At 72.3% G+C, this 20,672-nt stretch carries 19 protein-coding genes and 1 pseudogene; 13 read left to right on the plus strand and 7 right to left on the minus strand.

Annotated features, from left to right (window positions below; genetic code table 11):
* Positions 1-182: 182 nt before the first annotated feature.
* From ABD52_RS27615 to ABD52_RS27625, 3 genes are all read left to right on the plus strand, one after another.
* Positions 183-695 carry an Lrp/AsnC family transcriptional regulator gene (locus tag ABD52_RS27615; RefSeq protein WP_013284166.1) on the plus strand — a complete coding sequence of 171 codons (513 nt, stop codon included), beginning with the start codon at positions 183-185 and terminating at the stop codon, positions 693-695.
* A 148-nt stretch (positions 696-843) separates the two neighbouring features.
* Positions 844-2,190: an aspartate aminotransferase family protein gene (locus ABD52_RS27620; RefSeq protein ID WP_047893705.1), complete on the plus strand. Its 1,347-nt coding sequence runs from the start codon at positions 844-846 to the stop codon at positions 2,188-2,190.
* A 5-nt stretch (positions 2,191-2,195) separates the two neighbouring features.
* Positions 2,196-3,575 (plus strand): FAD-binding oxidoreductase, encoded by a 1,380-nt coding sequence (locus ABD52_RS27625; protein ID WP_047893718.1) that lies wholly within the window; start codon positions 2,196-2,198, stop codon positions 3,573-3,575.
* Positions 3,576-3,701: 126 nt separating this feature from the next.
* On the opposite strand, the gene ABD52_RS27630 is transcribed toward ABD52_RS27625, so the two are convergent.
* From ABD52_RS27630 to ABD52_RS27645, 4 genes are all read right to left on the minus strand, one after another.
* Positions 3,702-4,769, minus strand: a complete 1,068-nt coding sequence (locus tag ABD52_RS27630; protein WP_047893706.1) for an NADH:flavin oxidoreductase/NADH oxidase — start codon at positions 4,767-4,769, stop codon at positions 3,702-3,704.
* A 68-nt stretch (positions 4,770-4,837) separates the two neighbouring features.
* Positions 4,838-6,118, minus strand: coding sequence for a dicarboxylate/amino acid:cation symporter (locus tag ABD52_RS27635; RefSeq protein WP_200905245.1), 1,281 nt, complete (start codon positions 6,116-6,118; stop codon positions 4,838-4,840).
* A 137-nt stretch (positions 6,119-6,255) separates the two neighbouring features.
* Positions 6,256-6,924: a DUF998 domain-containing protein gene (locus tag ABD52_RS27640; protein WP_047893708.1), complete on the minus strand. Its 669-nt coding sequence runs from the start codon at positions 6,922-6,924 to the stop codon at positions 6,256-6,258.
* A complete protein-coding gene (locus ABD52_RS27645) occupies positions 6,917-7,882 on the minus strand; it encodes a glutathione S-transferase family protein (RefSeq protein ID WP_047893709.1) in 966 nt (321 codons plus the stop codon). Before ABD52_RS27645 ends, ABD52_RS27640 begins: the two co-directional genes overlap by 8 nt.
* Positions 7,883-7,969: 87 nt before the next feature.
* Between ABD52_RS27645 and pcaF the strand changes: the two genes are divergently transcribed.
* The 7 genes and pseudogenes from pcaF to ABD52_RS27675 all read left to right on the plus strand — a co-directional run bounded on the left by pcaF (position 7,970) and on the right by ABD52_RS27675 (position 15,889).
* A complete protein-coding gene (gene pcaF, locus ABD52_RS27650; RefSeq protein ID WP_013284637.1) occupies positions 7,970-9,175 on the plus strand; it encodes a 3-oxoadipyl-CoA thiolase in 1,206 nt (401 codons plus the stop codon).
* A 116-nt stretch (positions 9,176-9,291) separates the two neighbouring features.
* Entirely contained in the window at positions 9,292-10,110 is an 819-nt protein-coding gene (locus tag ABD52_RS27655; RefSeq protein ID WP_047893710.1) for an SAM-dependent methyltransferase, read from the plus strand.
* Between the two features lie 5 nt (positions 10,111-10,115).
* A complete protein-coding gene (locus ABD52_RS27660; RefSeq protein ID WP_047893711.1) occupies positions 10,116-12,266 on the plus strand; it encodes a bifunctional diguanylate cyclase/phosphodiesterase in 2,151 nt (716 codons plus the stop codon).
* Positions 12,267-12,356: 90 nt separating this feature from the next.
* A pseudogene (locus tag ABD52_RS38585) lies at positions 12,357-12,852 on the plus strand (DUF456 domain-containing protein).
* The gene (locus ABD52_RS27665) at positions 12,825-13,646 is read left to right on the plus strand and encodes an MBL fold metallo-hydrolase (protein WP_368665020.1); all 822 of its coding nucleotides are present in this window, start codon (positions 12,825-12,827) and stop codon (positions 13,644-13,646) included. Before ABD52_RS38585 ends, ABD52_RS27665 begins: the two are co-directional and overlap by 28 nt.
* 261 nt (positions 13,647-13,907) lie before the next feature.
* Positions 13,908-15,482 carry an amino acid permease gene (locus ABD52_RS27670; RefSeq protein WP_047893712.1) on the plus strand — a complete coding sequence of 525 codons (1,575 nt, stop codon included), beginning with the start codon at positions 13,908-13,910 and terminating at the stop codon, positions 15,480-15,482.
* A gap of 29 nt (positions 15,483-15,511) precedes the next feature.
* Positions 15,512-15,889, plus strand: a complete 378-nt coding sequence (locus ABD52_RS27675; protein WP_047893713.1) for a nuclear transport factor 2 family protein — start codon at positions 15,512-15,514, stop codon at positions 15,887-15,889.
* A 13-nt stretch (positions 15,890-15,902) separates the two neighbouring features.
* On the opposite strand, the gene ABD52_RS27680 is transcribed toward ABD52_RS27675, so the two are convergent.
* Positions 15,903-16,103 (minus strand): DUF397 domain-containing protein, encoded by a 201-nt coding sequence (locus ABD52_RS27680; RefSeq protein ID WP_047893714.1) that lies wholly within the window; start codon positions 16,101-16,103, stop codon positions 15,903-15,905.
* Complete coding sequence (locus tag ABD52_RS27685; protein WP_047893720.1) at positions 16,090-16,839, minus strand: helix-turn-helix transcriptional regulator; 750 nt, start codon at positions 16,837-16,839, stop codon at positions 16,090-16,092. Before ABD52_RS27685 ends, ABD52_RS27680 begins: the two co-directional genes overlap by 14 nt.
* A gap of 452 nt (positions 16,840-17,291) precedes the next feature.
* On the opposite strand from ABD52_RS27685, the gene ABD52_RS27695 reads away from it, so the two are divergent.
* Together ABD52_RS27695 and ABD52_RS27700 are read left to right on the plus strand one after the other, a co-directional pair.
* Positions 17,292-17,585: a hypothetical protein gene (locus ABD52_RS27695; RefSeq protein WP_235437574.1), complete on the plus strand. Its 294-nt coding sequence runs from the start codon at positions 17,292-17,294 to the stop codon at positions 17,583-17,585.
* A complete protein-coding gene (locus ABD52_RS27700) occupies positions 17,585-17,833 on the plus strand; it encodes a hypothetical protein (protein WP_047893716.1) in 249 nt (82 codons plus the stop codon). The genes ABD52_RS27695 and ABD52_RS27700 overlap by 1 nt, the downstream gene beginning before the upstream one ends.
* A 31-nt stretch (positions 17,834-17,864) precedes the next feature.
* Here the strand turns inward: ABD52_RS27700 and ABD52_RS27705 are convergent, their stop codons facing one another.
* Positions 17,865-19,043, minus strand: coding sequence for a sorbosone dehydrogenase family protein (locus tag ABD52_RS27705; protein WP_047893717.1), 1,179 nt, complete (start codon positions 19,041-19,043; stop codon positions 17,865-17,867).
* 86 nt (positions 19,044-19,129) lie between these two features.
* On the opposite strand from ABD52_RS27705, the gene ABD52_RS27710 reads away from it, so the two are divergent.
* Positions 19,130-20,494, plus strand: a complete 1,365-nt coding sequence (locus ABD52_RS27710) for a glutamine synthetase family protein (protein WP_030269861.1) — start codon at positions 19,130-19,132, stop codon at positions 20,492-20,494.
* Positions 20,495-20,672: the final 178 nt, after the last annotated feature.

Raw genomic sequence — 20,672 nt, forward strand, 5'->3', positions numbered from 1 at the left:
TTCACGCACCGTGACCCGGCGGCGCGCCGGCGGGAGGGTCAGTGGCGATGGACGACTGATCCTGACATGAGAAAACCTCTCTCACAAGGGATTCCGTTGCCGAAATAGCCAGTCGCCACGAAATACGCCAGACTGCGCGGGGCACTACGCTCAACACGGAGAATCGGACACGAGGAGCGTCGATGGTCAACCGGCACCAGGAGAACTCCAACGGCGCCCGCCGGGTCACGGTGCGTGAAGGAGCCAATCACGCTCTGCTCGACGACGTGGCCAAGCAGATCATCGAGCAGCTCCAGGAGGACGGGCGCCGTCCGTACGCGAGCATCGGCAAGGCGGTCGGCCTCTCCGAGGCGGCGGTACGCCAGCGGGTGCAACGGCTGCTCGACGCGGGCGTCATGCAGATCGTCGCGGTCACCGATCCGCTCCAGCTCGGCTTCCCCCGCCAGGCCATGATCGGGCTGCGCACCGACGGCGACCTGGAACCCGTCGCCGACCGGCTGGCCGAGTTCGAGGAGATCGACTACGTGGTGATCACCGCCGGCTCGTTCGACCTGCTGGCCGAGGTGGTCTGCCGCAACGACGCACACCTGCTGGAGATCCTCCAGAAGCTGCGCGGCGTGCCCGGGGTGCTCTCCACCGAGGCGTTCGTCTACCTGAAGCTGCGCAAGCAGACCTACAGCTGGGGCACCGCCTGATGCGGATTCCGTCGGCAGGGAAGTGATATGGCGCTGAATCCGTCGCGCTGAAGCTTGTTCGCTTGCCTTATCGGCATCGCCTGTGGGATAACCGTGGGCAGAGCGGCCGGTGTCACCCCTGACCGGCCCGAGACCCGATGGGGCTGACATGGCCAACGCCACCGACCATCTCTGGATGCACTTCACCCGCATGGCGAGCTACCCGGCCGGCGAGGTTCCGACAATCGTCCGGGGCGAGGGCGCGTACGTCTGGGACGCGCAGGGCCGCCGCTACCTGGACGGGCTGGCCGGGCTGTTCGTGGTGAACGCCGGTCACGGCCGCGCCGAGCTGGCCGAGGCCGCCGCCAAGCAGGCCGGCGAGCTGGCCTACTTCCCGCTCTGGTCGTACGCCCACCCGAAGGCCGTCGAGCTGGCCGAGAAGATCGCCACGCTCACGCCCGGCGACCTGAACCGGGTCTTCTTCACCACCGGCGGCTCCGAGGCCGTCGAGGCGGCGTGGAAGCTGGCCCGGGCCTACTTCAAGCGCACCGGCAAGCCCACCAAGCACAAGGTGGTCAGCCGCTACATCGCCTACCACGGCACCTCGATGGGCGCGCTGTCGATCACCGGCCTGCCCGGCATCAAGACCGACTTCGAACCGCTGGTGCCCGGTGGCATCAAGGTGCCGAACACCAACTTCTACCGGGCCCCCGAGCACGGCGACGACCCCGAGGCGTTCGGCCGGTGGGCCGCCGACGAGATCGGCCGGGCGATCGAGCGGGAGGGGCCGGAGACGGTCGCCGCCGTCTTCCTGGAGCCGGTGCAGAACTCCGGCGGCTGCTTCCCGCCGCCGCCCGGCTACTTCGAGCGGGTACGCGAGATCTGCGACGCGTACGACGTGCTGCTCGTCAGCGACGAGGTGATCTGCTCCTGGGGCCGGCTCGGCGAGTACTTCGGCGCCGTCCGCTACGGCTACCAGCCGGACATCATCACCACCGCCAAGGGCATCACCTCCGGCTACGCCCCGCTCGGCGCGATGATCGCCGGCGAGCGGCTGATGGAGCCGTTCCTCACCGAGACCGGCATGTTCGCGCACGGGGTGACGTTCGGCGGCCACCCGGTCTCCTGCGCGGTCGCGCTGGCCAACCTGGAGGTGTTCGCCCGGGAGGACCTGATCGGGCACGTCCGGGCGAACGAGGGCGCGTTCCGGTCCACCCTGGAGAAGCTGCACGACCTGCCGATCGTCGGCGACGTCCGGGGCGACGGCTACTTCTACGGCATCGAGCTGGTCAAGGACAAGACGACCCGGGAGACGTTCGACGAGGCCGAGTCCGAGCGGCTGCTGCGCGGCTTCCTGTCCACAGCGCTGTTCGACGCCGGGCTCTACTGCCGGGCCGACGACCGGGGCGACCCGGTGGTGCAGCTCGCCCCGCCGCTGACCGCCGACCAGCAGCACTTCGACGAGATCGAGCAGATCCTGCGCGCGGTGCTGACCGAGGCGTGGTCGCGGCTCTGACGCCGATGACCGACTACCGGCATCTGTCGTACTGGCTGTCCAGCCTGGACGAGCCGCTGACACCGCGACCCGGGTTGCCCGGCGACACGGACGCCGACGTGGCGATCGTGGGCGCCGGGTACACCGGGCTGTGGACGGCCTGGTACCTGGCCGAGGCCGACCCCACGTTGCGCGTCGTCGTGCTGGAGCGGGAGATCGCCGGGTACGGCGCGTCGGGGCGCAACGGCGGCTGGTGCTCGGCGCTGTTCCCCACGTCGCTGCCGGCGCTGGCCCGGCGGCACGGCCGGGACCGGGCACTGGCCATGCAGCGGGCCATGCACGACACGGTCGCCGAGGTGGGGCGGGTCGCCGCCGCCGAGGGCATCGACTGCGACTGGCGGGCCGGCGGCACGGTGATGCTCGCCCGCGGCGAGGCCCAGCTCCAGCGGGCCCGCGCCGAGGTCGCCCAGGCCCACGCGCACGGGCTCACCGACGACGACCTGAGGCTGCTCGACGCCGCCGAGGCCGCCGCGCGCTGCAATGCCGAGGGGGTACGCGGCGGCACGTACACCCCGCACTGCGCCGCCGTACACCCGGCGAAGCTGGTCCGGGGCCTGGCCCGGGCGGTGGAGCGCCGGGGCGTACGCATCCACGAGCGCACCCCGGTGACCGCGCTGCGGCCGGGCGCGGCGGTGACCCCGGCGGGCGTGGTCCGGGCGCCCGTGGTGGTGCGTGCGACGGAGGGCTACACGCCGGGGCTGCCAGGCCAGCGGCGGACCGTGGCGCCCGTCTACTCGCTGATGGTGGCCACCCCGCCGCTGCCCGAGGAGACGTGGGCGCGGATCGGGCTGGCGGAGCGGGAGACGTTCTCCGACTACCGGCACGTCATCGTGTACGGCCAGCGCACCGCCGACGGCCGGCTCGCGTTCGGCGGGCGGGGCGCGCCCTACCACTACGCCTCCCGGGTCCGGCAGGGCTTCGACCGGGAGCCACGGGTGTTCGCGGCGCTGCGCCAGGCGCTCGGGGAGCTGTTCCCTGTGCTCGGGCCGGACGTGCCGGTGACGCACGCCTGGGGCGGGCCGCTCGGCGTGGCCCGGGACTGGGCCGCGTCGGTGGGGCTGGACCGGCGTACCGGGCTGGCCTGGGCCGGCGGCTACGTCGGTGACGGCGTCGGCACCAGCAACCTCGCCGGGCGTACGCTCGCCGACCTGATCCGGGGCGTGGACAGCGACCTCACGGCGCTGCCCTGGGTCGGGCACCGCTCCCCCCACTGGGAACCGGAACCGCTGCGCTGGCTGGCCATGAACGCCGGCCTGAGGGTGATGTCCTCAGCCGACCAGAGCGAGCACCGCACCGCCCGCCCGTCCCGCCGAGCCGATCTCTTCAACCGCTTCCTCGGCCACTGACCGCGCCACCCATCCCGGCGCCCACCCCGTTGATCATGAAGTTGACGGCGTTTTCGATCTCCCTGAGTGCCGCTAACTTCATGATCAACGCACCGGGGCGGGTCGGGGCGTGCGGGGCGGGGTGGGTCAGAAGGCTCGGGTGTACTGGTCGGGCCAGGCCGGGGTGGCGCCGAGCTTGGCGGCGGCGCGGCGCGGCCAGTACGGGTCGCGCAGCAGTTCCCGCCCCAGCAGCACCAGGTCCGCCTCGCCGCCGGCCACGATCTGCTCGGCCTGCTCGGGCTCGACGATCAGGCCCACAGCGCCGGTCGGCACCCCGGCGTCGCGGCGGATCCGGGCGGCCAGCGGCACCTGGTAGCCGGGGCCGACCGGGATGGACGCCTGGACGGCCGCGCCGCCCGAGGACGTGTCGATCAGGTCGACTCCGGTGGCGGCCAGTTCCCCGGCGAGCACCACACTGTCGTCGACGGTCCAGCCGTCGTCGGTCCAGTCGGTGGCGGAGATCCGGGTCAGCACCGGCACGGACTCGCCGACGGCGGCGCGTACCGCGCGGGCCACCTCCAGGGTGAGCCGCATCCGGGCGGCCCGGTCGCCGCCCCAGCCGTCGGTGCGCCGGTTGGTCAGCGGGGACAGGAACTCGTGCAGCAGGTAGCCGTGCGCGGCGTGGATCTCCACGGCGGCGAACCCGGCGTCCAGCGCCCGCCCGGCGGCGGTGGCGAAGGCGTCCACCACTGCGGCGATGCCCGCCTCGTCCAGCGCGGTCGGCGTGCGGTATTCCGGCACGAACGGCTGGTCGCCGGGGCCGACAGGGGTCCAGCCGCCCTCGGCGTCCGGCACGCCGCCGCGCGTCGGTGCCCACGGCCGGTACGTGGACGCCTTGAACCCGGCGTGCGCGAGCTGCACGGCCGGGACCGCGCCGTGGGCGGCGACGAACGCGGTGATCGGCCGCCACGCGTCGACGTGCGCGCCGGACCAGAGGCCGGTGTCCTGCGGGCTGATCCGGCCCTCGGGCACCACAGCCGTCGCCTCGGTGATGACGAGCCCGGCCCCGCCGACCGCGCGGGAGCCGAGGTGGACGCGGTGCCAGTCGGTGGGCAGGCCGTCCGGTCCGGCGCTGTACTGGCACATGGGCGCCAGCGCGATCCGGTTGGGCAGCGTGACGCCGCGCAGGGCGAGCGGGGTGAACAGGGCGCTCATTCTCGGATCCTCCGGTCGTGGCAACGGGTGCGCCTCCTTCTCAGGAGACGCACCCGAAGGAGTGTGGATCAGGCGGGTACGGGGTCGAGCCGCTCGGTCTCGACCGGCTCGATCAGGTCGCGCTTGCCGGCCGAGTCGTACGCGGCCCGGTCGAGCGTGCCCTCCCGGGCGGCCACGATGGTCGGCACCACGGCCTGCCCGGCCACGTTGGTGGCGGTACGGATCATGTCCAGGATCGGGTCGATGGCCAGCAGCAGGCCGGCCCCGGCCAGCGGCAGGCCCAGCGTGCTCAGGGTCAGCGTCAGCATGACGATCGCGCCGGTCAGGCCGGCGGTCGCAGCCGAGCCCACCACCGAGACGAACGCGATCAGCAGGTAGTCGGTCACGCCCAGGTTCACGCCGAACACCTGCGCCACGAAGATGGCGGCGAGCGCCGGGTAGATGGCGGCGCAGCCGTCCATCTTCGTGGTGGCGCCGAACGGCACCGCGAAGGAGGCGTACTCGCGGGGGACGCCCAGGCGCTCGACCGAACGCTGGGTCACCGGCATGGTGCCCACCGAGGAGCGGGAGACGAAGGCCAGCTCGATGGCGGGCCAGGCGCCGGCGAAGAAGCGCAGCGGGTTGAGCTTGCCGGCCACCGCGAGCAGCACCGGGTAGACCACGAACAGCACCAGGGCGCAGCCGACGTAGACGGCCGTGGTGAACTTCGCGAGCGGGGCGAGCAGGTCCCAGCCGTACGAGGCGACGGCGTTGCCGATCAGGCCGAGCGTGCCGATCGGGGCGAGCCGGATGACCCACCAGAGCGCCTTCTGCACGATCGACAGCAGCGAGCGGTTGAGCGCCACGAACGGTTCGGCGGCGTCGCCGACCAGCAGCGCGGCGGCGCCCACCACCAGGGCGAGGAAGACGATCTGCAGGACGTTGCCCTCGACGAACGCGCCGACCGGGTTGGTCGGGACGATGCCGGTGAGGAAGTCGATCCAGGAGCCGGTGGTCTTCGGCGCGGTGGCGCCGGCCGGGTCCAGGTTGACGCCCCGGCCGGGGTCGGTGAGCAGGCCGATACCGATGCCGATGCTCACCGCGATGAGCGCTGTGACGCCGAACCAGAGCAGCGTCTTGACTGCCAGCCGGGCGGCGTTGGCGACGCCGCGCAGGCTCACCACGCTGACCACGATGGCGGTGAAGACCAGCGGCGGCACGGCGAGCTTGAGGAGCTGGACGAAGAGGCCGCCGACGGTGTCGAGCGTGCTGGTCAGCCAGGCGAGGTCGGCGGCGCGGGCGAGGAAACCGAGCGCCACGCCGAGCACGAGGCCGAGCAGGATCTGGACGGAGAAGGGGATTCTGCGCAGGGCGGAAGTCATGAGGACGGATCCAAGGTCTGGAGAGGGAAGGCGGGCGTCGGGGGCGTGGAGCTACGCCGGACAGACGCCGCTGGCCTGCCGTCGCAGATCGACGTACAGGCGCTCGGTGAGGCACCAGACATTGGTCATCGTCGCGACACGTTACTCCCGCCCCGGGCCGGAACGGAAGGACCGTCGCCGGTGAGGCTCCTTACAGCCAGGTAGCCGGAGGTGACCAGTCCCCAGGCGGCGACCACGACCAGCAGCACCCGCTCCGACACCCCGAGCAGCGTGCTGCGCCCGACCAGCAGCAGCGCCGCCGCCACTACGGCGGCCACCGGCAGCGCCACCGCCGCGCCGACCGCGGCGATCCGCCGCAGCCCCTGGTCCGCGGCCGGGGAGAACAGCAGTACGAGCATGGCGAGCACCACCGCGGCGGTCGCCGCGATGCTCGCACCGCCGTGCACCAGGTCGGCCACCGTTGTCGCCTCGAACGGCGGCAGCGGGCAGCCCTCGCTGCACGTGACGGTGCCGGAGAGCACCGTGGCGACCGCGCCGGCGCCGAGCAGCCCGGCCGCCGCCCGCAGCCCCGGCGGCAGCGCCCCGGCGAGCAGCAGCAGCGACGCGGCCACCGAGAAGATCCCCAACCGGTACGCCCCGGCGTACCCGCTGTCGGTGATGCCCGCCTCACTCACGTACGCGATGGGGCCCGGGCCGGGACCGGCGATCACCGCGACAGTCACCGCTGCCGCGCCGGCTGCCAGGCAGACGGCGGCGAACGCGGCGGCGATCCGGCGGCCGGTGCCCTCAGCCACGTCCGTGCGGGGTGGTCCAGCCGGACAGGTCCGGCCCCAGCGGCACGATCCGGGTCGGGTTGATCATGTCGTGGGTGGCGTAGTAGTGCCGCTTGATGTGGTCGAAGTCCACCGTCTCGCCGAAGCCCGGCGTCTGGAACAGGTCCCGCGCGTACGCCCACAGCACCGGCATCTCGGTGAGCTTGCGCTCGTTGCACTTGAAGTGGCCGTGGTACGCCACGTCGAAGCGCACCAGCGTGGTGAACAGGCGCACGTCCGCCTCGGTGATCGCGTCGCCCATCAGGTAGCGCCGGCCGGCCAGCCGCTCGCTCAGCGCGTCCAGGCGGGCGAACAGCGCGGTGAACGCCTCGTCGTACGCCTCCTGCGAGGTGGCGAAGCCGCACCGGTAGACGCCGTTGTTGACGTCCCGGTGGATCTCCGCCATCAGCGCGTCCATCTCCGGGCGCAGCTCGACCGGGTAGAGATCGGGCGCGTCCGGCGCGTGGAACCGCCGCCACTCGGTCGAGAAGTCCAGCGTGAGCTGCGGATAGTCGTTCGTCACGACCCGTCCGGTGAGCGTGTCCACGAGCGCCGGCACCGTCACCCGGCCGGTGTAGTCCCTGTCGGTGGACAGGTACGCCTCGGACAGGAAGCCGATGCCGAGCACCGGGTCGAAGCCGTCCGGGTCGAGCGCGAACCGCCAGCCCCGCTCGTCCCGGATCGGGTCGACGGTGCCCAGCGAGATCACCTCGTCCAGCCCGAGCAGGCCGCGCACGATCCGGGCCCGGTGCGCCCACGGGCAGGCCCGGCACCAGATCAGCCGGTACCGGCCCGCCTCCAGCGGCCAGCGTCCCGCCTCGTCCGGCCCGCCGCCCTCGGGTGACGTGGAGTGCGGGGTGACCCGGCCGGTGAACCGGTTGGGCTGGCGGACGAACGCGCCGCCGCCGCTGGTCTCTGCGCTGAACTGGGCCCCGGACATGCGGCAAACCTATCCGCTCCGGTCACGGATATCCTGGCGCCGGGTACCCCCACCGACCCCTTCCCACCCCCGAAGGACGTACGCGCGATGACAGTGGCCTATCTCGTTGCCGGAGTCCGCACCCCGATCGGCCGGTACGCCGGCGCGCTGGCCGGGGTCCGCCCCGACGACCTGGCCGCGCACGTCGTCCGCGAGCTGGTGGCCCGCCACCCCTCGGTCGACTGGGCCCGCACCGACGACGTGATCCTGGGCTGCGCCAACCAGGCCGGCGAGGACAACCGCAACGTGGCCCGGATGGCCGCGCTGCTCGGCGGCCTGCCGGAGGAGGTGCCGGGCAGCACCGTCAACCGGCTCTGCGGCTCCGGCCTGGACGCGCTCGCGTCCGCCGCCCGCGCGATCGTCGCCGGGGAGGCCGACCTGGTGGTGGCCGGCGGCGTGGAGAGCATGAGCCGCGCGCCGTTCGTCATGCCGAAGGCGGCCACGCCGTTCGCCCGCACCGCCGAGGTGTACGACACCACGATCGGCTGGCGGCTGGTGAACCCGCTGATGCGCAAGGGGTGGGGCATCGACTCGATGCCGGAGACGGCGGAGAACGTGGCAGCGGAGTTCGGCGTGGACCGGGCCGCGCAGGACGCCTTCGCGTACCGGTCGCAGCAGCGGGCCGCCAAGGCGCAGGCCGACGGCCGGCTGGCCGAGGAGATCGTCCCGGTGACGGTGCCCGCGGGCAAGCGCGAGACGAAGCTGGTCGAGGCCGACGAGCATCCGCGCGAGACGTCGCTGGAGAAGCTCGCCGCGCTGCCCACCCCGTTCCGCGAGGGCGGCACCGTCACCGCCGGCAACTCCTCCGGCGTCAACGACGGCGCCGTCGCGCTGCTGGTCGCCTCCGCGGCCGCCGTCGAGCGCTACGGCCTCACCCCGCTGGCCCGGGTACGCGGCGCCGCGTCGGCAGGCGTACCGCCGCGGATCATGGGCATCGGTCCGGTTCCGGCGACCCGGAAGCTGCTCGACCGGACGGGCCTGTCGCTCGCCGACGTGGACGTGATCGAGCTGAACGAGGCGTTCGCCGCGCAGTCGGTGGCGGTGCTGCGCGAGCTGGGCCTGCCGGAGGACGCCGAGCACGTCAACCCCGGCGGCGGGGCCATCGCGCTGGGTCACCCGCTCGGCGCCAGCGGTGCCCGGCTGGCGTTGACCGCCGCGCTGGAACTGCGCCGAAGGGGCGGCCGGCGGGCGCTCGCCACCATGTGCATCGGTGTCGGCCAGGGCATCTCGCTGCTGCTGGAGTCGGCCGCCTGAACCGGGCCGCCGGCATCGCCTCCAGTGGATCTCCCGAACCCGGCCGTACCGGCCTAGAGTGGTCTGGACCACATGATCCGCCATCGACGGCGGACGACGACCTGGGGGACCGAGCGATGCAGACGCCGGAGAGCCTGCCCACCGAGATCGACCTGACCCGGCCGAGCGCCGCCCGGGTCTACGACTACTTCCTCGGTGGGGCGCACAACTTCGAGATCGACCGGCAGCTCGCCGAACAGATCGCGGCGATGACGCCGAACCTGGCCGCCACCATGCGCTCCGGGCGGGAGTTCCTGCGCCGGGCCGTACGGGTGCTGCTCGACGCCGGCATCGACCAGTTCCTCGACGTCGGCTCCGGCATCCCCACCGTCGGCAACGTGCACGAGGTCGCCCAGGCCGCCGACCCGGACGCCCGCATCGTGTACGTGGACATCGACCCGGTCGCCGTGGCGCACAGCCACGAACTGCTCGCCGGCAACGACCGGGCCACGGCGATCCTGGCCGACCTGCGCGAGCCGAAGCTGATCCTGGACCACGCCCGCGCCAGCGGCCTGATCGACTTCGACCGGCCGCTGGGCATCCTGCTCGCCGGCGTGGTGCACTTCGTGCCCGACGCCGACCGCCCGGCCGACATCCTGGCCACGCTGCGCGCCGCCGCCGCACCCGGCAGCTACCTGGTCATCTCCCACTCCACGTTCGAGGACCAGCCGCAGGAGATGCTGGACGCGCAGCGGCTGTCGGCGCGTACCGCCACCGAGATCACGCTGCGCTCGCGGGCCGAGATCACCGGCTTCTTCGGCGACTGGACGATCCTCGAACCGGGCGTCGTGCACATGCCGCTGTGGCGGCCCGACTCCCCGTCGGACGTGGACGAGCACCCGGAGCGGCTCGGGGCCTTCGGCGGCGTCGCCCGGCACGACCGCGCCGCCGGCTGAGCCCCATGCGCGCCCCGGACAGCGACGGGGGAGACGTCAGCCGGCCCGGCGCCGCCGCGTACGCCGTCGAGTGGGCTCGCGCGGTGCGCCGTATCGGGTTCGTGCCGCTGAGCGCGGCCGAGACCGAGCGCCTGCTGGTGCCGCTCACCGAGCGACTCGGCGAGGCCCTGCTCGCCCCCACCTTCTCCGCCCGCCCGGCGGAGGAGGTGGGGCGTGCCCTGGTCCAAGCGCACCTCACCGAGCCCGGCGTGCTCGACTGGTCGGTGCAGGCGCTCGGCGACCGGTTCCTGCCCTGGGTGCTGCCGTCGCGCACCCAGTCGCCGGAGCTGCGTGAGCGGGTCGCGCTGCTCCAGGGCGCGTTCGCCGCCGGGTTCGCCCGCGCGCTGCGCGACCGGGTCTTCAGCCAGCAGGAGCGGATCGCCCGGTCCGCGTGGCAGGCCCGGGACACCGTCGAGCAGGCGCTGCGGGACAGCGAGGCGCGGTTCCGGGCGGTCTTCACCGGCGCCGCCATCGGCATCGGCATCGCCGGGGTGGACGGGCAGATCATCGAGGTCAACCAGTCCTTCGCGGACATGCTCGGCTACGCCGTCGCGGAGATGCGGCGGATGAACGTCTCGGCGTTGTTCCACCCCGACGACGCGGCCGGGATGTGGGAGCTGTACCAGGAGCTGATCGAGGGCAAGCGGGACAGCGCGCGGGTGGAGAAGCGCTACTACCGCAAGGACGGCAGCGTGGTCTGGACGGACCTCGCGGTCTCGCTCATCCGGCACGACGACGGCCGGCCCCGGTTCACCGTGGCGATGGTGGAGGACATCACCCAGCGGTACGAGTTGCAGCAGCGGCTGCGCTTCCAGGCGCTGCACGACCCGCTGACCGGCCTGCCCAACCGGACGCTGTTCTTCGAGACGCTCGGCGACGTCTTCGACGGCGCCGGCCCGGACCAGCGCGTCGGGCTGTGCTTCATCGACCTGGACGGCTTCAAGGCGGTGAACGACAGCCTCGGCCACGACCTGGGCGACCGGCTGCTCAAGGTGATCGCCCGCCGGCTCAGCGACTGCGTGGCCGGGCGCGGCCACCTGGTGGCCCGGATGGGCGGCGACGAGTTCGTCATCCTGGTCGACTCCGACGGCGGCATCGACGACGCGGTGGAGGTCGCCGAGCTGGCGCTGGCCGCGGTGTCCGCGCCGGTGCACGTCGGCGACCAGCAGCTCGCCGTGTCGGCGAGCATCGGCATCGTGGAGTGCCCGGCGGCGGAGACGAGCGTCGGCGACCTGATGAAGGCCGCCGACACCACGCTCTACTGGGCCAAGGCGGAGGGCCGGGGCCGCTGGGCGGTGTACGACCCGGAGCGCAGCGCCGCCGACATCGCCCGCTCCGCGCTGGCCGCGAACCTGCCCGCGGCGCTGGACCGGGGCGAGTTCGTGCTGCACTACCAGCCGATCGTGTCGCTGCTGGACGGCACGATGGTGGCGGTCGAGGCGCTGGTGCGCTGGCAGCACCCGGAGCTGGGGCTGATCGGGCCGGACCGGTTCATCGGGCTGGCCGAGGAGACCGGCCTGATCGTCCGGCTCGGCGCCTGGGTGCTGCGTCAGGCGTGCCGCGACGCCGAGTCGTGGCGGCGCGCGTACCCGGACACCACGCCTGTTGTCAGCGTCAACCTGGCCGCCCGGCAGGCCGACGACCCGGCCATCGTGGAGACGGTGGCCGAGGCGTTGCAGCACACCGGCCTGCCGGCCGAGCTGTTGCAGCTGGAACTGACCGAGAGCGCCGTCATGGGCAGCGCCGGTGAGCCGCTGCGGACGCTGCACCAGCTCGCCGGCCTCGGGCTGCGGCTGGCCATCGACGACTTCGGCACCGGCTACTCGAACCTCGCGTACCTGCGGCGGCTGCCGATCCACTGCGTGAAGCTGGCCGGCCCGTTCGTCGAGGGGATCCGGGGTGACGGCGGGGACGCGGTCGCCGACCATCGGGACGAGCGGATCGTGGACGCGCTGGTCCGGCTGGCGCACGCGCTGGAGCTGTCGGTGACGGCCGAGGCGGTGGAGACCGAGGTGCAGGCCGAACGGCTGCGGGCGCTGCGCTGCGACACCGGGCAGGGCCGGCTGTTCGGCGCCCCGATGCCCGCCGACGGCATCCGCGCCCGCCTGGGCGGGTAAGGAAGGGCCCCCTCTTAACGCCTCCGGTAGAGGAGGGGGCCCCGCTTAACACCTCCCGCGCACACGCGGCAGGCGAGGAAGGGAGAACCGGTGAGCCTCACCGATTCGCAGGCCGTGGTGTCGGTGGTCGCCGCGCTGGCGATCGTCGCCGGACTGGCCGGGGTGGTGGTGCCCGGATTACCGGCGCTGCCGCTGTGCTGGGGCGGCGTACTGGTGTGGACGCTGTTCGGCGACGCCGGGCCGGGCCGCTGGGCGGTGCTCGCCGCCGCCACGGCGATCGCCGCCGGCGGCACCGTGCTCAAGTACCTCTGGCCGGGGCGCAACCTGAAGCGGACCGGCGTGCCCACCACCTCGCTGCTTGCGGGCGGGCTGCTCGGCGTGGTCGGGTTCTTCGTGATCCCGGTGGTCGGGCTGCCGATCGGCTTCGTCGGCGGGATCTTCGGCGCCGAACGGCTGCGGCGACACCCGCCTCGCCTGGCCGGCCACGGTGCAGGCACTCAAGGCCGCCGGGCTGTCGATGGTCCTGGAGTTCACCGCCGGCCTGATGATCGCCGCGCTGTGGGTCGCGGGGCTGCTGTTCGTCTGACCGTCGCCGGGCCACCCGGCGACCACCCGGCCGGTACGGTCGACCGGATGCGGACAACAGTCCTGGGCGGCCTCGGCGCCTTCCCCACCGCCCACCAGGCCTGCGCCGGCTTCCTCGTCGAACACGACGGCTTCCGGCTGCTGATCGACTCCGGCTACGCGACGCTGCAACCGTTGCTGGCGCTCACGAGGGCGGAGCACGTCGACGCCGTCTACGTCAGCCACGGCCACCCCGACCACTGCGCCGACCTGCAACCGCTGGTCCGCGCCCGGGTGCTCGCGAACCGGTCCGGGCCGCCCCTGCCGGTGTACGCCCCCACCGGCAGCCTCGCCGGACTGCTCGCGATCGACGAGCCGGGCCTGCTCGAACCTGGGTACCGGCTGACCGGGTTCACACCGGGGGAGACGCTGCGTCTCGGGCCGTACGAGGTGCGGACGTTCGCGTTGCCGCACTGGGTGCCGAACGCCGGGGCCCGGTTCTCGGCGGCGGGCCTGGTGCTCGCCTACACCGGGGACACCGGACCCAGCCCGGCGCTGGTGGAGCTGGCCCGCGACGCGGACCTGCTGATCGCGGAGGCGACCTATCCGGACGACATCCCGCAGCGGCACGAGGGGAACCTGTCCAGCGCCGTCGAGGTCGGCCGGTACGCCGCCGAGGCCGGGGTGCGGCGCCTGCTGCTCACCCATCTGTGGCCGGGGACGGAGCCGCGGGAGGCGCTGGCCGCCGTACGGCGCGGGTTCGCCGGCCCGGTGGAGGTGGCTGCGCCCGGGCTGACGGTGACCGTCGGCCGGTAGGGAGCGGCGGCGCGGGGCGTCCGGAGGGTACGGCCGATCGCCGTACTTCAGTGAGAGAGAGGTGGACGCCGCGCGCCGCCGCGGACCGGGCGTTGCCGAGCGCCCGGTGCCGGCCCGTCGGGTCGGGCCTGGTCACGCCCACAATGATGCCCCGGGTGGGATCGGGCGACAACGCAATTACCGGGGTACGTATTGACCGCCTTGATCGGCCGGGAGCACACTGCGAGCACTCGCACGAGCATCGCCTCGAGGAGGTGTGCAGTGGCCACGACGCCCGCGCCGACCGCCGAGCAGCCGATGGACGACGACGCCCGACGACTCGCCGAACTCGGCTACAAACAGGAGTTGCGCCGCAAGTGGAGCGGCTTCTCCAACTTCGCGATCTCGTTCTCCATCATCTCGATCCTGGCCGGCTGCTTCACCACGTTCGGCCAGGCGTGGAACAACGGCGGCCCGGTGGCGATCTCCTGGGGCTGGCCGCTGATCTCGCTGTTCATCCTGATCATCGGCTTCTGCCTGGCCGAGCTGGTGTCGGCGTACCCGACAGCGGGCGGGATCTACTGGTGGGCGGCGACGATGGGCCGGCCGGTGCACGGCTGGTTCACCGGCTGGCTCAACCTGATCGGGCTGGTCGCGGTGACCGCGTCGGTCGACTACGGCTGCGCCACGTTCCTCAACCTGACGCTGTCGGCGCTGTTCGACGGCTGGGCCGGCACCGGGCACCAGACGTTCGGGCTGTTCGTGGTGATCCTCGCGCTGCACGGGCTGATCAACATCTACGGGCACCGGATCATCGACGTACTCCAGAACGTCTCGGTCTGGTGGCACGTCGCCGGCGCGGCCGTCGTGGTGCTGATCCTGGTCCTGGTCCCGGACAACCACCAGAGCTTCCAGTTCGTGTTCACCGAGCGGTTCAACAACTCCGGCTTCGGTGACGGCGACACCGGCGGGCTGGCGTTCTGGTTCTACGTGCTGCCGCTGGGCTTCCTGCTCACGCAGTACACGATCACCGGCTTCGACGCCTGCGCGCACGTCTCCGAGGAGACCCGGGGCGCGTCCAAGGCCGCCGCGCAGGGGCTGTGGCGGTCGATCTTCTACTCGGCGGTGGGCGGCTGGATCCTGCTGCTCGCGTTCCTGTTCGCGGCCACCGACGTGGACGCGATCAACGAGGCGGGCGGCTTCTCCGGGGCGATCTTCGAGTCCGCGCTGACGCCGTTCTTCTTCAAGGCCGTCATCATCATCTCCACCATCGGGCAGTTCTTCTGCGGCATGAGCTGCGTGACGTCGATGTCGCGGATGGCGTACGCGTTCAGCCGGGACCGCGCGGTGCCCGGCTGGAAACTCTGGTCGAAGGTGAACCGCAACGGTACGCCGGTGAACGCCATCATCGGCGCGACGCTGGCCGGGCTGGTGCTCACGCTGCCCGCGCTCTACCAGCGCGGCGGCATCCCGGTCGCGTTCTACGCGGTGGTGTCGGTCGCGGTGATCGGGCTGTACCTGTCCTTCATCATCCCGATCTTCCTGCGGCTGCGGATGGGCGACCGGTTCACCCCGGGCCCGTGGACGCTCGGCCGCCGCTACAAGCTGCTCGGCTGGATCGCGGTGGTCGAGATCGCGGTCATCTCGGTCTACTTCGTGCTGCCGATCGTCCCGGCGGGTGTGCCCGGCAACCCCGACTTCAGCTGGACGGCTGTGAACTACGCGCCCATCGCCATCGGTGGCGTGCTGCTCGGCGTCGCGATCTGGTGGTACGCCTCGGCCCGCAAGTGGTTCACCGGCCCGCGCCGCACAGTCGACCAGGCCGAACCCGAGCCCGAGCCCGCCGAGCCGTCGTAGCTGTCGGTGGGTCCTGCCATGATCCGGCAATGGACTCGGAAGCGGTGGTACGCGCGTTGTGGGATCGCATGCAGGCCCGGGACTGGACCGGCGTCGGCGACCTGCTGGCCGACGACGTGGTGGTCGAGTGGCCGGCCAGCGCCGAGCGGATCGTGGGCCGCGACCACTACGTGAAGATCAACGCCGAGTACCCGGAGGGCTGGTCGATCCGGGTACTGCGGGTGGTGGCGTCCGGAGACACTGTGGTGTCCGAGGTGGAGGTGCCGCACGAGGAGATGGGCGTGCACCGGGTCGCGTCGTTCTGGACCGTGCGCGACGGGCGGATCGTCGACGGCCGGGAGTACTGGACCGGCCTCGGCACCGACCCGTCCCCGCAGTGGCGGTCCGCCTGGGTCCAGCCGATGTGAGATGGTCTTTTGGTCAGGCTGCGGGCCCGGTCTGCTTGGCCAGTGAGACGAACGACCGCCACGAGGACGGGGTGAGGTGGAGGGTTCCGCCGTCGCGGTCCTTGCTGTCACGCACCAGCACCACTCCCGGCAGGTTGTCGGCCACCTCCACGCAGTCGCCACCGCTCGTGCCGCTGTGGGTGGACTTCTTCCAGATCGCGTTACTGAGGTCCATGCTGACTCTCAACTTCCTTGATCAGGGCGACCGACAGGGTCTGCGGCAAGGCTACGCTGCGGACGCCTTCCCACCGTGCCAGGAGCGTCGCCATCGCATCCTCGCCATCGATGAGCAGCCCGTCAAGCTGGTTCTCCAGGTGTCCCACCCAGCCGCCCTCCGCCGAGTGGGCCAGCGCCAGCGGCCCGGAAAGGCCGACGTGATGTCCGGCATCGGCTGGAATGACGTGTAGTTGGACGTGCGGGAGTTCGGCCACGTGCAGCAGGTGCGCGAGCTGCTCGGCCATGATGGCGTCACGGCGGCGGAGCGCTGACTCATCAATCACTGCGATGACGAGCGGGGGATGGTCGCGGAGCAAGATCTCCTGCCGCTCCAGCCGTCCAGCTACCCGCTTCTCCACTTCCTCGGACGGTCTCGTGCTGTCGAAGCGCAGCACCATGCGGGCATAGTTCGCCGTCTGAAGCAGGCCAGGGATCAGAGACGGATTGAAGTACCGAAGCTGTCGGGCCGCGCGTTCGGCCTCCAGCCAGGGCTGGAACCACGAAGGCTGGCTCTCCCGTTTGGCCATATTCAGCAGTGTCGTCAGCAGATCGCCGGTCTTCAGCGCCTCATCTGCTCGGGCGAGGAACACGCGATCCAGCGGACGGGCCCCAGTCTCCACTGCCGAAACCATGGAGGCGGAGTAGTGCAGGAGCCTGCCGAACTCCTCTTGACTGAGACCGGCGGCGGAGCGCATCCGGCGGAGTTGCGATCGGATGAGGTCGGCTGTCGGTTCCTCCACAGTTCCTCCACAGTTCGTGCGTGAACTTCATTCACTATCCGGCGCTGGGATGTGCGCTTCACTGGTGCGCCGTGACCAGGCTCGATGCCTTCCGACCGTAGCGGTGTCCTCACCAGACTGTCACGCATGCGGATCCGCTCGTCGCAGGCGAGCACGGGCGGATTCCAGCCCGGGGCCGCCCGGTCCCGACGATGCCGGGCGGCCCCCTCCATCTGCGAGGAGGCCGATATGCGTGTCCGATGGTTCCGGTGCCGTACCCGTGAGCTGCCCACCCTGCCGAAGCGCGAACCCGGCAGCAACCTGCCGGCCTGGATGCGTGAACCGACCCGGCCGTTCCCCACGGTTCGCCCGGGCAGCCCGGGGCGTCTGACGCCGGCGCAGGAGTGGCGGGCGAACGGGGGCCGTTGGTGACGGCCCTGGTCGGTGTGCTTAGCGCCATCGGTCACATCGGGTACGAGCCGGACTGGGTATGCGAGCGCTGCCGGGAGCCGTGGCCGTGTCCCACCCTGCGTCGCATTCCCCGCGATCAGCTCGATCCGGCGGCGCTCATCCGGATGATGGCGTTCCTCGTCCGGGGCGCGATCCGGGATCTGCGCGGTCGCGTCGACGGACCGGAGCCACCCGAGATCGTCCGGCGGTTCTTCTGGTTCCTTCCGCTCACCGACGACGAAGCGCGGGCAATCGCGCGAAGGCTGCGGTGATGGGCCGTCGCGTGGTTCCGCACCTGCCTCTGCGGCCGCTGTGGCGGTGCCGCAACTGCGGCGCGGAGTGGCCCTGCCAGCCGGCCCGGCTGTCGCTGCTCGTCGAGTACCGGGAGGACCGCACCGCGCTGCTTCTCTATCTCGGCGGGCTGATGGCCGAGGCGCGGGAACACCTCGCCCGGCTGAATCCCGACCACGCGCCGGACCTGCACCGCCGTTTCCTGGCCTGGGCGCGGGTTCGTGGCTGACGCGGGGCGGGCTGTCCGCGTACCGAAGGGGTCAGATCGTGGGGCGGCGGTGGGTGAGCGGGAAGCGGAGGATGCGGTCGTCGCCGGCCGCCGGGGTGCCGCGGCCGTCGCGGTTGCTGGTCGCCACCCAGAGCGCGCCGTCCGGCGCGACCTCGACGGTACGCAGGCGGCCGTACGTGCCGACCAGCTCCGCCACCGGTACGCCGACGCGGCCGGCGGCGTCGACGGGCACCGCCCAGAGCCGGGCGCCGCGCAGCGCGGCGACGTGGAGCGTGCCCCTGGTGAACGCGGCACCGCTCGGGGACGCCTGCGCGGGCGGCCAGACGACGACCGGGTCGCGGAACCGGGGATCACCGGCGACGCCCTCGACGAGCGGCCAGCCGTAGTTGCCGCCGGGCACGATCCGGTTCACCTCGTCCCAGGTGCTCTGGCCGAACTCGGTGGCGAACAGCCGCCCCTGCCGGTCCCAGGCGAGGCCCTGCACGTTGCGGTGGCCGTAGCTGTAGACGAGCGAGCCGGGGAACGGGTTGCCGGCCGGCACGCCGCCGTCCGGGCGGATCCGCAGGATCTTGCCGTTGCGGCTGGTCAGGTCCTGCGCGCGGGCGGACACCCCGGCGTCGCCGATCCCGGCGTACAGCATGCCGTCGGGGCCGAACGCGATCCGCCCGCCGTCATGGACGGCGCTGCGGGCGATGCCGCTCACCAGCACCTGCGGCGGCTGGGACACGCCGAGGCGGAACCGGACGATCCGGATGTCGGCAGCTGTGGTGTAGGCGGCGTAGACCCACCTGTCGCGGCGGTACCGGGGGGAGACCGCGAGCCCGAGCAGGCCCGCCTCGCCGCCGGCGGCCACGTCGGCGATCCGGGCCACCGGCCGGGCCGGGCGACCCGGGCGTACGCGCAGGATCGTGCCCTGGTCCCGTTGCGCGACCAGGGCGCTGCCGTCGGGCAGGAAGGCCAGCCCCCACGGCACCTCCAGCCCGGTCGCGACGACGCGGGGACGGGTCAGGTCGTAGCCGGACCAGCCGGCACGCCCGTCGAAGCCGCGCAGGTCGAGCGCGACCGGGCGCTGGTGCGCGTCGGCGGTGACCGGCCGGTCGGGGCCGTCCGCGGCCGGGCGGCCGGTGGGCCGGTTGCCGGCGTGGGCGTCGGTCGCTGCGAGCACGATCGCGAGGACGGCGGCGACGACCGCGACGGTACGACGGCGCATGTGCACTCCCCGGTTTCGCACCCGGCCTCGCCGGGGCATTGACGGTGATCCGGTTTGCCAGTAGACCTTGGTGATGGAGGCCCCTGATGAAACCAACGCCGCTCTCGCTGGAACAGTTGCGGGTCGCCGTCACCGAGGGTGAGATCGACACGGTGGTGCTCGCGCTCACCGACATGCAGGGCCGCCTGCAGGGCAAGCGGTTCCACGCGCCCTACTTCCTCGACCAGGTGGTCACGCACGGCAGCGAGGGCTGCAACTACCTGCTCGCCGTGGACGTCGACATGAACACCGTCGACGGGTACGCGATGTCGAGCTGGGAACGCGGCTACGGCGACTTCGCCATGCGCCCCGACCTGGACACGCTGCGCCGGATGCCCTGGCAGCCCGGGTCCGCGCTGCTGCTGGCCGACCTGGAGTGGCTGGACGGCTCCGGCCCGGTGGTCGCCTCGCCCCGGCAGATCCTGCGCAAGCAGCTCGACCGGCTGGCCGCGCACGGGCTGACCGCGTACGCCGGCACCGAACTGGAGTTCGTGCTCTACCGCGACTCGTACGAGGAGGCGTGGCAGCGCGGCTACCGCGACCTGACGCCGGCCAACCAGTACAACGTGGACTACTCGCTGCTCGGCACCGCCCGGGTCGAGCCGCTGCTGCGCCGCATCCGCACCGAGATGGCCGGCGCCGGGCTCACCCCGGAGAGCGCGAAGGGCGAGTGCAACCTCGGCCAGCACGAGATCGCCTTCCGGTACGACGAGGCGGTGCGCTGCGCCGACCACCACGTCATCTACAAGAACGGCGCCAAGGAGATCGCCGCCCAGGAGGGCATGGCGATCACGTTCATGGCGAAGCCGAACGAGCGGGAGGGCAACTCCTGCCACATCCACTTCTCGCTGCGCGACGCCTCCGGCTCCTCGGCGATGCTGGGGGACGGGCCCGCGCACCTGAGCGTCACCGGGCAGCGGGTGCTGGCCGGGCTGCTCGCCACCATGCGCGAGTTCAGCCTGTTCTTCGCACCCAACATCAACTCCTACAAGCGCTACCAGCCCGGCTCGTTCGCGCCGACCGCTTTGCGCTGGGGCACCGACAACCGCACCTGCGCGCTGCGGCTGGTCGGGCACGGGCAGGGGATGCGGGTGGAGAACCGGGTGCCGGGTGCCGACGTCAACCCGTACCTGGCGATCGCCGCGCTGGTGGCCGGCGCGGTGCACGGCATCGAGAACGAGCTGGAGCTGGCGGACGAGTGCACCGGCAACGCGTACGACGACCCGGACGCCGAGCGGGTGCCCACCACGCTGCGTGACGCGTTGGACCTGTGGCAGCGCTCGGAGGTGGCCCGGGAGGCGTTCGGCGACGAGGTGGCCGCCCACTACGCCAACCAGGCGAAGGTCGAGCTGACCGCCTTCGACGCCGCGGTGACGGACTGGGAGCTGACCCGTGGCTTCGAACGCCTCTGACGTGTACGCGCCCTCGCCTTCGCCCGCGTCCGTGCCCTCTCGCTCCCGCGATCTTGCACTTGCGGCCCTTGGCGCGGGTGTTGTGCGGCTTTCGGCGGGGCAGCAACTGCAAAATCGCCGAGGTGAGGGGAGGGGACCGCGTGGGTGAGGTGATCTCGCCTGTTGACGGGGCGGGGAT

Origin of the sequence: Micromonospora sp. RV43, assembly GCF_001029515.1 — a bacterium.
In the GTDB taxonomy this organism is placed as follows: Bacteria; Actinomycetota; Actinomycetes; order Mycobacteriales; family Micromonosporaceae; genus Micromonospora; species Micromonospora aurantiaca.

Excerpts from the sequence above, each read along its gene's own strand:
- ABD52_RS27615 (WP_013284166.1), top strand. The coding sequence starts at position 183 with ATGGTCAACCGGCACCAGGAGAACTCCAACGGCGCCCGCCGGGTCACG.
- ABD52_RS27620 (WP_047893705.1), top strand. The coding sequence starts at position 844 with ATGGCCAACGCCACCGACCATCTCTGGATGCACTTCACCCGCATGGCG.
- ABD52_RS27625 (WP_047893718.1), top strand. The coding sequence starts at position 2,196 with ATGACCGACTACCGGCATCTGTCGTACTGGCTGTCCAGCCTGGACGAG.
- ABD52_RS27630 (WP_047893706.1), bottom strand. The coding sequence starts at position 4,769 with ATGAGCGCCCTGTTCACCCCGCTCGCCCTGCGCGGCGTCACGCTGCCC.
- ABD52_RS27645 (WP_047893709.1), bottom strand. The coding sequence starts at position 7,882 with ATGTCCGGGGCCCAGTTCAGCGCAGAGACCAGCGGCGGCGGCGCGTTC.
- pcaF (WP_013284637.1), top strand. The coding sequence starts at position 7,970 with ATGACAGTGGCCTATCTCGTTGCCGGAGTCCGCACCCCGATCGGCCGG.
- ABD52_RS27655 (WP_047893710.1), top strand. The coding sequence starts at position 9,292 with ATGCAGACGCCGGAGAGCCTGCCCACCGAGATCGACCTGACCCGGCCG.
- ABD52_RS27660 (WP_047893711.1), top strand. The coding sequence starts at position 10,116 with ATGCGCGCCCCGGACAGCGACGGGGGAGACGTCAGCCGGCCCGGCGCC.
- ABD52_RS27675 (WP_047893713.1), top strand. The coding sequence starts at position 15,512 with ATGGACTCGGAAGCGGTGGTACGCGCGTTGTGGGATCGCATGCAGGCC.
- ABD52_RS27680 (WP_047893714.1), bottom strand. The coding sequence starts at position 16,103 with ATGGACCTCAGTAACGCGATCTGGAAGAAGTCCACCCACAGCGGCACG.
- ABD52_RS27685 (WP_047893720.1), bottom strand. The coding sequence starts at position 16,839 with ATGCGCTCCGCCGCCGGTCTCAGTCAAGAGGAGTTCGGCAGGCTCCTG.
- ABD52_RS27700 (WP_047893716.1), top strand. The coding sequence starts at position 17,585 with ATGGGCCGTCGCGTGGTTCCGCACCTGCCTCTGCGGCCGCTGTGGCGG.
- ABD52_RS27705 (WP_047893717.1), bottom strand. The coding sequence starts at position 19,043 with ATGCGCCGTCGTACCGTCGCGGTCGTCGCCGCCGTCCTCGCGATCGTG.
- ABD52_RS27710 (WP_030269861.1), top strand. The coding sequence starts at position 19,130 with ATGAAACCAACGCCGCTCTCGCTGGAACAGTTGCGGGTCGCCGTCACC.